The organism is Nocardia mangyaensis (assembly GCF_001886715.1).
Lineage (GTDB): Bacteria > Actinomycetota > Actinomycetes > Mycobacteriales > Mycobacteriaceae > Nocardia > Nocardia mangyaensis.
In genome coordinates, this window is sequence record NZ_CP018082.1 from 1,840,198 (window position 1) to 1,854,761 (window position 14,564).

Sequence of the window (14,564 nt, forward strand, 5' to 3'; positions counted from 1 at the left end):
TCGCTGGATTGGCGGATTCCAGGTCGATAGTCCTTCGTTGGTGATTCGCTGTCGCACTGGCGCGTCAGCCGAGTGGCGTCCACTGGGACACAACTTGGATGCTCTGCCCGTGCTGCGCGATGTCCGGCCAACTCGCATAGTCCGCGAACGAAAGTCGGCCTGCTGCAGATTCGGTCACCGTCGTGTACCAGACACCTTCTTCGCTCCCTGTGGAGCCGACATTGATCGCCGCCAGATAGTGGCCACCCATGGTGAAGCGGACGACAGCGAGCGATTGCCGGATACGGGTGTCTCCGCTGCCCTCGACTGGGGCGAATCCTCTTGCGATATCGAACTTCCGGACTCGTGAACCGAGGTTCGTCCAGGACATCACCTGGCTGATCGCACCTCCGCCTCCTGTCGACGTGGTCTCCCAGCTCTCGCCGCGGCGCACCGCAACATAGTTGTAGCCACCCCTGCTGAAACGCAGGATCGAGCCGTCCGATGGTTCGACGGGCAAAGGCCTCGCTACAGCCTGCACAAGCGGTAGCGGTTCGAGGAGAGGTCTGGCTGCGGTGAGGTCATAGCAGAGCGGATCGGGCGATTCGGGGCACAGCTGGGGGCACGTGACAGGTGTTCCGTCCAGCAGCTGTGGAGTTGCCTCATTTGCTTTGATGCTGTCGATGCGAACCTTCGCGGCGACAGCCGAACCGGTGATGTCGCCCCAGCAGGCGGTGACGAGTCCGCGTCGCGCGAGATGCTGGATCAGCGGTGCGAAGCGCTGACTCGTCTGCGGGGTCAGTTGGCCGATCCGCTGATCGTCGACCCGAACCTCTACGTGGGGTTTCGCTTTCCCGGATTCCGGCACAACCTCGTGGAGGGTGACGATCAGTACGCCGTGTCCGCTGCCGGGTACGAATTTCCGGAGTGCATCGAAGTGTTCGTGCTCCTTGGTGACCTGCACGATGGCCGAGCGCGGGAGGATCGTGTACGGGACCGTCGGCGGTTCGTTCAGCGGGATCGCGTCGCACGCTTCGCCGAGACCGAGCTGCACCGACGCTCTTGACTCGGTTCCGTCCCATCCGTCGTACTCGGAATACCAGATGCGGCCCGACGTCGTCGGGATGAATCCGGACGCGATGATGCGCCTGATGGGACCTGCCCAGTCCCGACTGATCTCGGCATTCAGATACCCGATCGTGCGCCGCTCGACGCGCACCGAAATCGCCCAGGGGCCCTGCGGACCGGCTGGTTCGGGAATCAGCTCGACTTCGGGACTCAGCTCAGTCCGGTCCTCGGGCAGGGGGTTTGGAAGAAGACTTCGAATAGCAGGTAGATACTCGTCTTTCACCTCGAGTTCGTGGTCGTGCCAGCTTCGCGGCTGACCCCACAATCGATACGGCGAGCCCGCTTCGTGCGCGGAAATCCTCGCCGGCCCGGGCGTTTCGCCCTGCGCGGGCTCGGCCGCATCGTCCACTTCGACACCGAAATCCGTTGCCAGACCGGCGAGCCCGGAATCCCAACCTTGTCCTACCGCCCGAACCTTCCACGCACCGGCACGACGGTAGACCTCACCGAAGACGAACGCCGTTTCCGTGGTCGCGTCCGAGGTGACGTATTCAGCGAGAGAGCTGCCCGCCCCGTCGAGGATCTCGAGGGTGAGATCGCCGAGCGCGCCGAAGTTCCCGGTCGTGACGCTGCCGACCAGCGCCACCGTATGGACATGCTCGGGAACCGCGGACAAGTCGACCACGATCCGGGCCCGTGCGCGTCCGCGAGAGGCGTCGGTGCCCTCGAACCGCACCGAACCATCTGCGGATCGCGGCTGGTTGTAGAAGACGAAATCGGCGTCGGACCCGACTTTTCCGTCGGCACCCAGCAACAGGGCAGAAGCGTCTACATCGGCTGCGGAGTCTGCCCAGCCGATGACGGCGTCGATGCAGTTCGCATCGGCGGGAAGTGGGAGGTTCTGCCCGCGCAGCAGTTTCGGTGGCGTCACGGCTTCGGTGCCCTTCGTGGTTACGGCGGTCTGTCTGGACGGGTCTGCCATGATCTCGCATCGTGGCAGGTTCTCGTTACTGGTCAACATGTCGACTTCGCGGAGTCCGCAGCCGCTTTGCTGTGGCGCCTGACCACAGCAGATCCGAGGAGATCTATGAGCAGTACACCCATTGAGCCGCGCCCGCTGACCGACCTCGAATCCGATGCTGTCACCAAGTTGCTGTCGGCGGGTGGAGTCGGCGCAGCTGAATTGCTGATGCAGATCCCGTGTACCCAGGTTGTCGCGACCTGGGGCATCGGGTCGCCCAGCGTCGATCTGATGGTGCAGTGGGGAGTTGCAACCGCGGCTGGTCCTATCGATGGAGTCTTCGCCAATGGCGCCGTCACCGATCTCAACGGATCGTCGGTAGGCGAGCTCATCCTGTGGGTCGAGAACGGGTGGCTCAGCGGCGTCGAGTACGCCTGGTACACCGACGAGCGTCCTCGCACGCTACCGGATCCCGAGCAGATAGTCGTCCTCTGATCCAAACCGCCGATGCAGCCCTATCGTCGTTGATTCGACGTCGTATTCGTCGTGGCCCAGGCCAAGAACTGCGTCGCAGTGAAGGTCGGCTTGCTGTACCTGGCGGCTGTTCGTCCCTTGGTCGACATGGTCCCGGCCTCGGCGGTGATCAATACATCGCAGCGCTTCTTGGTGACGGTCTCGACCGGCTCGAGACCGCACCGCTCGGCCACTGCCTTCAGATCGCTTCGAGTGAGCTCCCGGCCGGAGTCGTCGACAGCTGTTCCGGTGAAACAGACTCTGGCGCCGGCTACCAGGACGGCGGCGATATCCGTTGCTCCGGAGGAGGTTTCGTGGTCGAGAAGGGTTCGTCCTAGACGGAGTTCGAGATCGCGCAGCATCGAACGCGTCTGGTCGTCCACGTGGATCGTGTTGACCTTCGACAGGAGGTGTTCCGCCAGAACCGCATCGGTGCTGGGCGTTCCTGCGGCCTGGAAGCAGTCAGCTCGTCCGCCACGTGTCAGGACATAGCCGGTGCGGTCATCGGCCAGGGGGAATACGTCGACCGCCGCACCCATGAAAGGAAGCTTTCGCCAGGCGATCTCCCGCACCGCCCGGGCCCGATCCATTGCCCGAGGCGCGTTGATACGGGTCAGCTCCGCGGCCGACAACCCGCTGGTGTCGAGGTCGATGCCGAGCGGCATGGTGATCACGTAGCCATGGCGTTTGAGCTCGTAGTCGAGATTGCGGAGCTGGTGGTCGATGTCGACGCCGACCGGGGTTCGTCCGGCAAGGTGCGGGGCCAGAGCTGCCCACGCTTCGGTGAGCAACGGCGCCAACTGCACGTCGCCAGCGGTGATGCCGTAGACCGTGCGGGCATCACCGAGGTCGCGGGTGGGGTTGACCAGCGTGGTGATCTCGATGCCGTCGTCGGTGACCACGGCGATCTCGACCGGCCGCGGCCGCCACATGCGTCCTTCGTCGCCAACAGCGCAGATGCCGAGATAGGCGTTTCCGCGCGACCGGACACGTGGCCGACCCGCGAGCAGGAACCGGTGGATACGCAGGTCGGTTTTGAGGTCGCGTGCTCGGACCTCCCGTTTCAGGACCAGCCCGTCCATCGACGTGCAGCGGCTCAGCGCCACATAGAGCTGTCCGTCGGCAAACGTGCCGCCGCTGAGATCGACGACGAGGCGCTCGAGCGTTTGGCCCTGACTCTTGTGAATGGTGATGGCCCAAGCGAGTTGGAACGGCAGCTGGGTGTAGGTGCCGATCACTGCGTGTCGCAGTACCCCCGCTTCGACCGTCGGTCGGGTGATCTCCCAGGTGTGCGGAGTGATCCTGACCTCCCGGCCGCTGGGGAGTGCGACCGACAAGGTCGGTGTGCCCTGCTCGTTGTGGTGTCCGGTGATCCGTCCGATCGTGCCGTTCACCCACCGGTCCGCGGGGTCATTGGTGACGAGCATGATCTGGGCACCGACCTTGTAGACCAGCTTCTCCGCGATCGGACGCTCGAAGCCATCCACGTCGCCGGTGGTGATGGCCTGGTAGTGCAGTTCCTGTCCGGGTACGAGGCCGAGCATCTCGCGATTGCGCGCCTCGGCGATCCGGTTGGTGGTGGCCAGAGTCAGCCAGAACTCGTCGATCGGCGGCTGGAATGTGGGGTCGGTGCGTGAATTGAGTTCGGCGCGGGCAGTTTCCAGGAGGGCGCCGGATCGGACGTCGTTGAGGATCTCGACCAGCCGGCTGTCTCCGATCTGTCGAAAGACAGTGGTCAGCTCGATCAGCGGGAAGTGGTCGCGGTCGTAGTGGTCGGCGGAGAAGAAGTACGGTGATTCGTACCGCTGTTCGAAGTACTCCTTCTCACCTTCGGTGACCACGGGCGGAAGTTGATACAGGTCGCCGACCAGTACCAATTGCACTCCACCGAAGGGCATTCCGCGCTTGGGCCCGAATCGTTCGAGCGCGACGGCCAGACAGTCGAACAGGTCGGCCCGCACCATCGACGCTTCGTCGAGGATGAGGGTGTCGAGCTGCCGCAGGGTCTTGGCGAATCGCGCCGGAAAGTACTCCTTCGATCGAACTGTCTCCACGTTGATCCCGGCCGGGAAGGAGAACAACCGGTGGATGGTGTAGCCCTCGACGTTGAGCGCGGCGATGCCGGTCGGCGCCGCGACGACGACGTTTCGGTCCGTCGTCGCGAGGAAACGGCGAATGAGTGTGGACTTGCCAGTGCCTGCCCGGCCGGTGAGGAACAGATTGTCGCCCCGCTCCAGCCGCTCGAGCCCTTCCGCGAACTCCTCGGTCAGGGTGAAGTTGGGCGGCTCGGTGGTGGTCATGGCAGCGGCTCGGGCTTGACCTGGTCGGCGAATTCGGCGGGTAGCGCGGCGACGGTGGGGATGTTGAGTTCGGCCGGCATGATCCAGGGCGATTCCTGCGTCTTCGGGGTGACCGTACGGCGGTGCCGTTGTTCGTCGGTGAACAGCCATGCCGCCCACACCTCGCCGACGTAGTTGGCGGCGGCCAGGGCCCGGGCCTGCGGTTCGTCGCGCTCCGGGGTCGCCAGTTCGGGCACCGGCAGGAAGCGGGGGACCACCAGCTTGGCGCGTTTGCGTCGCGCGTAGTCGACGATCGCCGCGCTGATGCGCTCCTGGTGGGCGGCTGTTCTTGCGATCAGATCGTCGAACAGGTCGATCCGCACGGCATGGGCGAACTCGAGCGGCGATTCGGTCCCGTCGGTGAGGACAACCGAGTGGTCGGCGGTGAGGGACCGAATCTTCTTCTCGTAGTCCGGATCGTCGTGCTGAAGGACGACGGCGTTCGTGTTACGGACGAAGGTGGTGTCGGTGCGGTGGGTCAACCACACAGCCGTGGCGTCGGCGGATGGTTGCCGGTCGATGATCGCGAACGCGAACATATCTCTCCTGGTCTTCTGCTTCGTTGCCATCGTGCTCGACTGATCGTGTGACTCCGTCGCTGCCACTCTCTGACCATCAGGCGACCGGTTCTGGGCCCGTGTGATGTCAGCGATGTGATGACGGGCACAGCATGATCTCGCACGGCGCCGGGTGCTCGTTACCGATCTACTCGGGTTGACCTCGCCGACGTGCGGGCGCCCGAGACTTCGACGCGCCAACCGTTACCGACAGCGAAATAACCAGGGCTGCTGAGGTTGTCGTTGGCAGGAGACGCCGCTGTCGGCGCCGCCTCGGGGTCGTGCGTCGCGCCCGGCAACCCAGGGATGAACGTACACCATCAACGTATGCGTTGACAATGTTTTCATTGTCTTGTGCTGGCTCGGGGCAGTCTCGCCATCGCAAGAAACTTTGCATGTCTCTATGACGTGTAAAAGAACCGGCAAAAAAGTTGCCTATCAACTCGGGTGTGGCAGGTTGGAGGTGGTGACCAGATCCGCATCGCGACCGTCATGGAACGTTGCGATGTGTCGCGCCCCATGGCAACCAGCTGGCTGAGCGGGCTCGCCGCGGCCGGGATGCTGCGGGACGTGAAGACCGGCTGCGACGGGGTCTTCATCAACTCGGAATTCCCGCAACTGCTGACAGCGCTGTGAGATCCCGGCAGCAACTTCGATGCCTGGTCAGGGAGGAGGTGGGCGAGAACTGTGAGTACAGATGAATACGGCACCCGCGATTCGGCGCTACGGGCACTCCGGGCCAAGATGTCGGAAATCGAGGCCAAGTCAGAGGGTCTCGAGGACGCGGCAGCCGCAGCGCGTCACCGAATCCGGGAAGCCGGCTCAGACCCCGACCCCGCAGCGCGGTGGACAGGAGCGAACTATCCGGGGATGCCAGAGGGAGACGACTGGCTGGACGTCCTCCCGCCCCGATACCAGGATGGTGTCCGCGGGTTCGAATTGCGATTGGCACGCGAGCTGGCGGCGGTCGGTGTGCGGTGCTACACCCTGCAGGACCTCAGGAAGTATCCGAGAACCGACCGGCAAGCGATTCCCGTGTTCGTGGACTGGCTGACGAATCTGGATGCGAAGATCCCTGGGCCGGAAACCCTCCATCGTGACGGCATCCGTACCCTCCTCCTGCGGAATCTGACAGATTCCGCAGTCCAGGGCGACTCCTCGGCCATTGCAGCGGTCATCGCGCAACTACGAAGGCAACCACCCCTGAACGGCGGTACGCAGTGGACTGCTGGAATCGCCTTGGTCCAGATCGCACGCCCCGATGACTACTCGGAGATACTCGAGCTGTTCGGCCAGCTCACCGCGGACGAAGCACGGGCCGCACTGCTGTCCTATCTCGGCAGGTCCAAGTCGCGTGAGGCGATCCAGATCGCCATCGATGAACTTGCCAATCCCGGTACGCGGCAGTGGGCCATCCAAGCGCTGATTCTCGCCGAAGCTGATGGCACACGTCCCCTCATCGCCCGGTACGCCAACGATGAGAACGAGCAAGTTCGCCGGTGGGTCAAGACCGCCATGAAGCAACTGGAGTGACACGGTGATGCTCGGAGAAGTAGGTGCTTCAGTCATCGACAGTAATCACGTCGCACGTATTCTCCAGCGCAAACGACTGGACATCGTCGAGTGAGACCTCGTCCGATTCCGCTGACACGGATGCATAGAGCCAGGTCCGACGCGGCTATCCCGGACTTCCGGGACCGCCTTTGACGATCGCAAGTGCCACCTCGTCACGTAGCTGCTCGAACGCTGATTCGAAAACGGCGATCTGTGAACCGGAAATGCCATTGGCGGTAGCGATACTTCGCCAATCGCGCGTCGCGGTGAACACCTCAGCAAGAATCGCCGCCGCCTGGTCTGGCGCCAGGCCGAATTCAGCGGCGCTCGTCATCAGCGCATCGATTTCGTCGTCCGCCGCGCGCGCACCCGAGATTCCGGTTACGCGTTGACTGTGCGGGTCGGGGTCCGGGTTCACGTCGAACAGCGGCGCCAGCGTCCAGCCGTTGCGGAAGTGGAGAAACCCGTGATTTCGAAGGTGATCATCGGTGTTGTGGATGGCGACGGAGAACGCCATTCTGCGCCACAGTGCTACCAGGTCATCCTTCGGCTGCTGACCGGTGACGGATAGTGCGGCAGCGAGATCCAAGTAGTCGGCAGTGTCGCCGTCGGTGTGCTCGGTGAGCGTCATCGCGCTGATGTATCCGACTCGTTGTCCGGTGGAGGGGTGGCGATCGAATCGATCGAGCAGCAGTACCGTGCGTCCGTCGATCCGTGCAATGCGATGCGGAGGAACCTCGATTCCCGCTCGTTCGGCCAGGTCGAGCGCGGTGCATTCCCACGCCATGACATCGACAGTGTCGTCGCGATGCGGAAACTTGGCGATGAGCAGTCGGTTTCCGTCACGGACCGACGCTTTCGGACGCGCTCCACCGAGTGTGCCAGTCCCCGCGGCCAGCAGCTCTTTGATAGCGGCGAGGTCGGATGACCGCGGCTGTGGTCCGAAAGTTACGCGGTCGGCGGCGCGCAGCAGCCGGGGGAGGTCGACCAAGGGGGGAATCGAGGCATCGGAATGGAGGAACGCGTCTCCCTCGACCTCGCGGAAGCGCAACGCGCCCTGACGAGTCGCGTCCGCGACACCTACGAGCAGGTCGATGTCTGTCACGGTGGCAGGTCGGCGTCCCTGTTCACGAGCTTCTGCAGCCAGCCGCTTGGTGACGAGGTTCTTTCCCCACCGATCAGGCGCGCAGTCCGAGAATGCTCCGGGCAAACCTCGAACGCTGAAACTGCCAGCAGTGAGCGGTATGCCGGGATCGATGGGATAGGCGCGCCGGTCCGATAGATAGTCCGGAAAATACTGGATGGTCGTGCTGATCGTTCCGCCACGGCGGTTGAAGTGCGCGATGGCGGCATCTACCGTGTCGCCGCCCAGGTCGATCGCGACGACGAGCTTGTCCGGTGTCGTCACGGCCGCACCCGCTTCGGCAGGATCTGGTCGGCCCGAGCTCGTCCGAGATCGGACTCATAAGGGTCGATAGCGTTGACGGCGTCGCGCAGAATGCCAAGTGCGTGCAACACCGACAGGTAGGTCTCCATCGTCACGCCGAGCCCGCCGTTCTCGACGCTGCGCAAGGTCGTGCGTGTGATGTTCGCTCTCTGAGCTACCTGCTCGGCTGTCAAACCTTGGAGCTTCCGCCAGTTCGCCAGGTACTCCCCGAGCTGCTTTGCGCTCCGCATGACGACGGGAGACGTGGGCCGCTTCATGGCTAGTACAGTACGCATTAGCTCGTTTAAAGGCCAGTATGGTAACCACAACTCCTGATGATCGTCCCAAGGGTTCGGTTGAGGTCTATGCACGCTGGTGAAGTCGACGGAAGCATTGATGATGTAGACATACTCGGCGCGGGTGGATTCAGCCAGATCTCGACCGCTTCGGGCAACGGTTCCAGTGCCGCCCGGACCTGCGGGCGCACCCTGATCCTGCAGGTCACACCCTCACATCACCACCTTGACGGGACCCGTCACCCCCCACAAGGAGTCTCATCTGGTGGGTCGTGGAAACCAGCGACGTTGCAATGCCAGCGTTCGTACGTGAGTGAACCGGCAAGTGCCACGTACAGCCGCTCCAGGATCTCCGCTGGCTGCGTCGTCACCGCTCGGATATCCCGATACAGTGCGCGGAAGCGCTCGCCATGCGCGTCGTAGAGCGCCGGGTCAGAAGCGCCCGCGTACCACTCGTTGATCCGCGGCGCGAGCAGACGACCACTGTTGAATGCCACGCGGCTACTCTCGGGGAGCTCGTTGAACTCCATCTTGTCGGGCGGGACTGGTTGGATCGTCCCCGCAGCGTCGGGGCTCGGGCTTTCGGTGCCGAGCTTGTCGAGGAGTGGGATCAGATCCTGCAGCTCGACGTTCGCGGCACCGGGCACGCCTGGGAACAGTTCGTCCAGCACGTCGACATCGAGCTTGCTCACCATGTCGGTCCACAGCTTGTCTGTACCGAAATGGCGAATCTTCAATGGGCGCAGTGGATGTGCGTGATGCGTCTGCTGTAGGTCAACGAAGACTGCCGAAGCTTTCGGTCCGACTGGGGCATTGGTCACGATCCGCCAGGTACTGAACGTGGCCCACACTCCGTAGGCGCGGTCGAAGTCCGGTCGGACCTTCTTCGCCAGCTCTTCCTCAGCATTCCGCCCTGGTCGCTGCCCGTAGCAGGCATAGGCGATGCTGCCGGCCTCCGCGATCCCGTCGCAGCCGCCGTCGCCGAACGTTCCGGTCGGGAAGGGGTTGAGGAAGTCATCGTGGAAATGGCCGAGGACCTTGGCGATGTACTCCTCGTAGGCGGCACCGGACCGGAAGCATTCTTCACGATGACGGAAGCGGTACCAGTCGCGCCAGTTCGCAGACGCCAGATCCATCATGGCCCCGCCCTCGCCCTCGCCCCGTCGGCCGGGCCCCGATCGCACCGCACCTCGTGACGGCGACTCTACCGGCGGGAAGATGCGCAGGTCGCGGTCCTTCGAATGCAGATCCAGCGATTTCTCCTGGCGGGGACTGGGCATCCTCATGCCGGTCGAGCAGCTCTCCGTGCAGCATCCGGCAGGCACGGGCGGCGGGTTCAGGGTCGCGGGAACTTGTCCCCTAGCATCAATCTTTGAAATCTGGCAGACTTGGAGAACTGGGAGCACTAGAGTGTTGCGTGGAGGTAGTGTGGAATGAATTACGAAATCAGCGTCGACCGCGACGTGTATGAGGCACTTGTTCGGTCTCGCCGCGGGTTCGAGCAGCCTAACGAGGTGTTGCGGCGACTCCTGCTCGGCAAGGAGGGGACGGGGACCTCGGGCCAACCGAATGAAAAACCCCGCATCGGTCGGCTGTCAGCGCTTGTCGATGCAGGCTTGATCGAAGTGGGCGATGAGTTGCGGCATGAACGAGTTCGCAAGGGGCAGGTACTCGTCGCTGAGGTGGCCGAAGGTGGTTCGATCCGAACCGCGAATGGCCTCTACAGCGCCCCCTCGCCCGCGCTCAAGGACCTGATCGGCACTGACATCGACGGTTGGCACAACTGGATACACGTTCGCTCAGGCAAGAGCCTGCGTGAACTTCGTTCCGCCCTGTAGGCGGCCAGGGGCTTCAACAAGAGAACCGACCGCCCCTCCCTGGTGCGGGAGTGGACGATCGGCCATGTAGTTCGATACTAGTGTTCCGCGCCTGAAATCCTTTGTCTAATTGTAGGATTCGGTGGTGGCTAGGACGGGGCGGCCGAGATCGGGTCCGGATTTGGTAGTGACCGACGCTCAGCGTCGGGAGTTGGTGCGTGGTGCGCGAGCGGCGACGTCGACGCAGGCGTATGCGTTGCGGTGCCGGATCGTGCTGGCCTGCGCCGAGCCGGGCGCGTTCAACACCCACGTTGCCGCTGAGGTGGGTGTGTCGGCGATGACGGTGCGCAAGTGGCGGAACCGGTTCATCGAGTACGGATTGGCCGGTCTGGCCGATGAACCGCGGCCGGGCCGGCCGCCGTCCATCCTGCTCGATCAGGTGCAGCAGGTGGTCGAGATGACCCTCGAGCAGGTCCCGGCCGATGCCACGCACTGGTCGCGGTCGGCGATGGCCGGGCGGTCCGGGCTGTCGAAATCGACGGTCGGGCGGATCTGGCGGCGGTTCGACTTGAAACCCCACCTGGCCGATGGATTCAAGATCTCCACCGACCCGTTGTTCGTGGAGAAGGTCGTCGATGTCGTTGGCTTGTACCACAATCCGCCCGAACGAGCCGTGGTTCTCTGTGTCGACGAGAAGTCTCAGATGCAGGCTCTGGACCGGTCCCAGCCGGTCTTGCCGATGATGCCCGGCATGCCCGAGCGCCGCACCCACGACTACGCCCGTCACGGCACCACCAGCCTGTTCGCCGCATTCAACATCGCCGACGGCACAGTGATCGGCGAACTGCACCGCCGCCACCGCGCCACCGAGTTCCGCAAGTTCCTGACCAGCATCGACAAGACCGTGCCCGCCGAGTTGGACGTGCACGTGGTCTGCGACAACTACGCCACCCACAAGACCCCGATGGTCCAGCAATGGCTCGCCGCCCACCCACGATTCCACGTGCACTTCACCCCGACCGGCTCCTCCTGGCTCAACCAGGTCGAACGCTGGTTCGGGCTCCTCACCCAGCAACTACTACGCCGCAGCGTCCACAAAAGCGTCGCTGCACTCGAGAAAGACGTCCGAGACTGGGTCGACCAGTGGAACACCAACCCACGCCCATTCGTCTGGCGCAAGACCGCCGACGAGATACTCGACTCCCTCGCACGATATCTGCAACGGATTTCAGGCGCGGAACACTAGCAGGGGGTTGAGAAATCGGCACGCAGCCGCTCGTGACCAGTTACAGCAAGCCGTACAAAACCCTGCCGGAGCAGGTTGCTCTGCTACGCGATCGCGGCATGGCGATTGGCGACGAACCTGCCGCGACTGCTCAGCTACTCGCGATCGGGTACTACCGGCTCAGCGGCTACTGCTACACCTTCCGTGAGCACGCTGTGCCATGCGCGAGCACCTGCGGCTGTCCACGACGTAGAGACAACTTCGTCGTCGGAACAACGCTCAAACAGGTCGTCGATTTGTATGAGTTCGACCGCGCGTTGCGGCTACTCGTCCTGGACGGGATCGAACGGGTCGAGGTCGCGTTGCGGATGCGACTGGGGTACGTCGTCGGTGCGGGCGGCGCATTCGCTCATCTCGACCCGGCCGCGCTCGACCCCGCATTCACCGGGTTCGATGAGGAACGCCCGATTGCCAGCAGATCGCATTGGCTCGGCAGTCAACATGCCAAATGGTTGGCCAACGTCACGTCGGAAGAAGGTCGTTCGAAGGAAGACTTCGTCGTCCACTTCAAATCTAAATACGGTACGCCACTCCCTATTTGGGTCGTCACGGAACTGTTGACCTTCGGCAGTCTGGCCAAGCTTGTCGATGGGTTGAAGCCTGGGCACAAGAGTTTGATCGCCGAGACGTTCGGAATTTTCGATTCCGACTGCGACGGTGATGGCGCCGCGCTGGCGAGCTGGATGTCGAACCTCGCCTACATCCGGAATGTGTGTGCTCACCATGGCCGACTGTGGAACCGGAACATGGTGGTTCAGCTCAGGCGGTTGGAAGGCGTTCCCGCACTCGTCCATGCGTCAGGCGCGCAGCCCAGATCGCGGGTCTACGCTTCCCTCGTTGTACTCGCATTTCTCACCATTCACATCGATCCTGCTTCGCCGTGGCGATCTCGGGTGATCGAATTGGTATCCGGAGAATTCTCTCGGCTCGGACTGCCCGTCGAACACATGGGGTTCCCGAAAGGATGGTTGAGCGAAGCGATCTGGTCTGCCCACTACCGACCGCCGGTCGATCCTGTCCCCGCCGAACATCGGGAAATGTTGCAGCACTTCGAATGTGTGGGCACTGCGGACGCCGGCAAGTTCATCGACTCCAGCAGGGAGCCGAGACGCAGGGCAAGTGCCGTGCGTTCATTGCGGTCGCGCAATCAGCTGCTGGATTGCCGGTCGGCCGGTCGTTGCGGTTTCCCAGCTTCCAGTTCGACACGAACTCGTGCGGTGTGCACCCGGAAGTCATGCGCATCAACTCGGCGTTGAAGGCGAATAGGCAGCCGTGGGCCGCCGCTCGTTGGTGGATCACCGCCAACTCGGGTGTCGATGGCGCGGTGCCGATGACGCTGGCAAACTCGGCAGTGGGCCGCCGCCGGTTGCTTGCAGCCACTTTTCCGGCGTAGACCACCAGGTCTGACGGCACCGAGGGGCTCTGCGTGCCTGTCCCGATACCTCGGATCAGTGCACCCGAAGTGAATTGCAGCGTGAAGTATGGCGACGCCGTTCCATCCGTTCGCTGTGTCGGAGCGAAGTTGGTTGTGAGATCGGCGGCGGTCCAATAGTCCTGGCGGGGACGGGGCATCCTCATGCCGGTGGTGGATGGAGTCGAACATCGACCACTGCTGGCAACGGCTCCAGCGACTGGCGGATCAGCGGCTTCACGCTTGCCCAGTCGAGGCCGCCATGCCCGCAGCCCAGTGCTGGGATGGCCACGGACCGGGTCTGGTTCGCTTCGATGGTCTCGGCGAGGGCGGGTAGGCCCGCGGCGACGTCGGCCAGGCGGCTGGGGGAGCGCCAGTGCCGTTTCGTCGGGTAGTTGATGATGAACGGCGGACCGCTCATGGCACCCGTTGCCCACACGTGCATCGCGCCGATCTGAACTTCGCCTGCCCGAGCGGCGCGGGCGTACTCCCGAAACATCGCCGGGTAGGCCTGCTTGAACTGCATCGCGATCCCTTACCCGGCCACCAGCTGTTGCGGACAGCCTACGACACCACCTCATCGATTCATCCTGGCGAGTCTTCACCAGGGGCGGTGGAGTGGTTGGCGGCGCTGAGCTTGGCCGATGGCGTGGTAGACCGCGCGGCGCCGCGCGGTCTCCTGGTTCTCGTCCGTTCCGGGGGAGCGAGAGAGATCCACGATGTAGCGGTTCAGGCGCGCTCTACTGCCTCCGCGAACTCCTCGGCGTTGGGTCCGGTCGCGGTGAAGGTGACTGTCGCCGCGGTGGCTGGCACGTTCTCGGATGGGGTGCGTCCCGGCACCAAGGACTTCGCGAATTCCACGAGCTCGCTGTAGGTCATCGCGTCGCGCTCGCAGCGTTGCCAGTGGAGTTGGAGCGGGGTGATCGTGGGTGCGTCGAGGAGGGCGACGAGGAGGTCTTCGACGCCGACCCAGGTGCGGTCGTTGTCGGCGGCGATGCGGGTCGCGCGTGCCAGTGCTGCGGCTACCGAGGGGGCGAGGCCGGTGGCTTCGGTCTTGGTTTCGTTGTGTTCCATCGGGTGTCTCCTATTTAGGTGCGGGGGAACAGGATTTGTTGTCCGTCGCCGAAGCCGCCGACGCACCACCAGGTGCCGTCTTGGATGCCGATGGCGATGCCGCCGTGTTGTTCGCAGAATCCGGTGGTGACGGCGTTCGCGCTGCCCGCTCCTACGAGGGCGAATGCGAGGGTGGCGAGGCTGGTGGCTGCGATTCGTATTCTCATGTGCTCCTTCGATAACGTGGCCGCGCCGGTGAGGGCGTGGTCACTGGGCGAGCGTACGACGACGGGTGTGGGTGTCGC

General features: G+C 63.7%; 15 protein-coding genes. 6 read left to right on the forward strand and 9 right to left on the reverse strand.

Annotation, left to right across the window (positions count from 1 at the left end):
* Positions 1–64: 64 nt before the first annotated feature.
* A complete protein-coding gene (locus BOX37_RS08360; RefSeq protein WP_084760735.1) occupies positions 65–2,029 on the reverse strand; it encodes a TerD family protein in 1,965 nt (654 codons plus the stop codon).
* Positions 2,030–2,134: 105 nt separating this feature from the next.
* Here BOX37_RS08360 and BOX37_RS08365 point away from each other — a divergent pair, with 105 nt between their 5' ends.
* Positions 2,135–2,503 carry a hypothetical protein gene (locus BOX37_RS08365; RefSeq protein WP_071927147.1) on the forward strand — a complete coding sequence of 123 codons (369 nt, stop codon included), beginning with the start codon at positions 2,135–2,137 and terminating at the stop codon, positions 2,501–2,503.
* Between the two features lie 20 nt (positions 2,504–2,523).
* On the opposite strand, the gene BOX37_RS08370 is transcribed toward BOX37_RS08365, so the two are convergent.
* Both BOX37_RS08370 and BOX37_RS08375 read right to left on the reverse strand, forming a co-directional pair.
* Positions 2,524–4,821 carry an AAA family ATPase gene (locus BOX37_RS08370; RefSeq protein WP_071927148.1) on the reverse strand — a complete coding sequence of 766 codons (2,298 nt, stop codon included), beginning with the start codon at positions 4,819–4,821 and terminating at the stop codon, positions 2,524–2,526.
* Positions 4,818–5,399, reverse strand: a complete 582-nt coding sequence (locus BOX37_RS08375; protein WP_071927149.1) for a hypothetical protein — start codon at positions 5,397–5,399, stop codon at positions 4,818–4,820. The genes BOX37_RS08370 and BOX37_RS08375 overlap by 4 nt, the downstream gene beginning before the upstream one ends.
* Before the next feature lie 465 nt (positions 5,400–5,864).
* On the opposite strand from BOX37_RS08375, the gene BOX37_RS35950 reads away from it, so the two are divergent.
* Together BOX37_RS35950 and BOX37_RS08385 are read left to right on the forward strand one after the other, a co-directional pair.
* Complete coding sequence (locus tag BOX37_RS35950) at positions 5,865–6,053, forward strand: hypothetical protein (RefSeq protein WP_071927150.1); 189 nt, start codon at positions 5,865–5,867, stop codon at positions 6,051–6,053.
* 309 nt (positions 6,054–6,362) lie between these two features.
* The gene (locus BOX37_RS08385) at positions 6,363–6,950 is read left to right on the forward strand and encodes a HEAT repeat domain-containing protein (protein WP_156910329.1); all 588 of its coding nucleotides are present in this window, start codon (positions 6,363–6,365) and stop codon (positions 6,948–6,950) included.
* 145 nt (positions 6,951–7,095) lie between these two features.
* Here BOX37_RS08385 and BOX37_RS08390 read toward each other — a convergent pair whose 3' ends face one another.
* The 3 genes from BOX37_RS08390 to BOX37_RS08400 all read right to left on the reverse strand — a co-directional run bounded on the left by BOX37_RS08390 (position 7,096) and on the right by BOX37_RS08400 (position 9,832).
* A complete protein-coding gene (locus tag BOX37_RS08390) occupies positions 7,096–8,379 on the reverse strand; it encodes a type II toxin-antitoxin system HipA family toxin (RefSeq protein WP_084759493.1) in 1,284 nt (427 codons plus the stop codon).
* Positions 8,376–8,675 (reverse strand): helix-turn-helix domain-containing protein, encoded by a 300-nt coding sequence (locus BOX37_RS08395; protein ID WP_071927151.1) that lies wholly within the window; start codon positions 8,673–8,675, stop codon positions 8,376–8,378. The genes BOX37_RS08390 and BOX37_RS08395 overlap by 4 nt, the downstream gene beginning before the upstream one ends.
* A gap of 257 nt (positions 8,676–8,932) precedes the next feature.
* Entirely contained in the window at positions 8,933–9,832 is a 900-nt protein-coding gene (locus BOX37_RS08400) for an ABC-three component system protein (RefSeq protein ID WP_156910330.1), read from the reverse strand.
* 294 nt (positions 9,833–10,126) lie between these two features.
* Between BOX37_RS08400 and BOX37_RS08405 the strand changes: the two genes are divergently transcribed.
* From BOX37_RS08405 to BOX37_RS08415, 3 genes are all read left to right on the forward strand, one after another.
* The gene (locus BOX37_RS08405; RefSeq protein ID WP_156910331.1) at positions 10,127–10,531 is read left to right on the forward strand and encodes a restriction system modified-DNA reader domain-containing protein; all 405 of its coding nucleotides are present in this window, start codon (positions 10,127–10,129) and stop codon (positions 10,529–10,531) included.
* Positions 10,532–10,655: 124 nt separating this feature from the next.
* A complete protein-coding gene (locus tag BOX37_RS08410) occupies positions 10,656–11,756 on the forward strand; it encodes an IS630 family transposase (RefSeq protein WP_071927154.1) in 1,101 nt (366 codons plus the stop codon).
* A gap of 32 nt (positions 11,757–11,788) precedes the next feature.
* Positions 11,789–13,051, forward strand: coding sequence for an Abi family protein (locus BOX37_RS08415; RefSeq protein WP_071927155.1), 1,263 nt, complete (start codon positions 11,789–11,791; stop codon positions 13,049–13,051).
* A 318-nt stretch (positions 13,052–13,369) separates the two neighbouring features.
* On the opposite strand, the gene BOX37_RS08420 is transcribed toward BOX37_RS08415, so the two are convergent.
* The 3 genes from BOX37_RS08420 to BOX37_RS08430 all read right to left on the reverse strand — a co-directional run bounded on the left by BOX37_RS08420 (position 13,370) and on the right by BOX37_RS08430 (position 14,486).
* A complete protein-coding gene (locus tag BOX37_RS08420) occupies positions 13,370–13,732 on the reverse strand; it encodes a macro domain-containing protein (protein ID WP_071927156.1) in 363 nt (120 codons plus the stop codon).
* 203 nt (positions 13,733–13,935) lie between these two features.
* Positions 13,936–14,280, reverse strand: a complete 345-nt coding sequence (locus BOX37_RS08425) for a hypothetical protein (RefSeq protein ID WP_071927157.1) — start codon at positions 14,278–14,280, stop codon at positions 13,936–13,938.
* 14 nt (positions 14,281–14,294) lie between these two features.
* The gene (locus BOX37_RS08430) at positions 14,295–14,486 is read right to left on the reverse strand and encodes a hypothetical protein (RefSeq protein ID WP_071927158.1); all 192 of its coding nucleotides are present in this window, start codon (positions 14,484–14,486) and stop codon (positions 14,295–14,297) included.
* Positions 14,487–14,564: the final 78 nt, after the last annotated feature.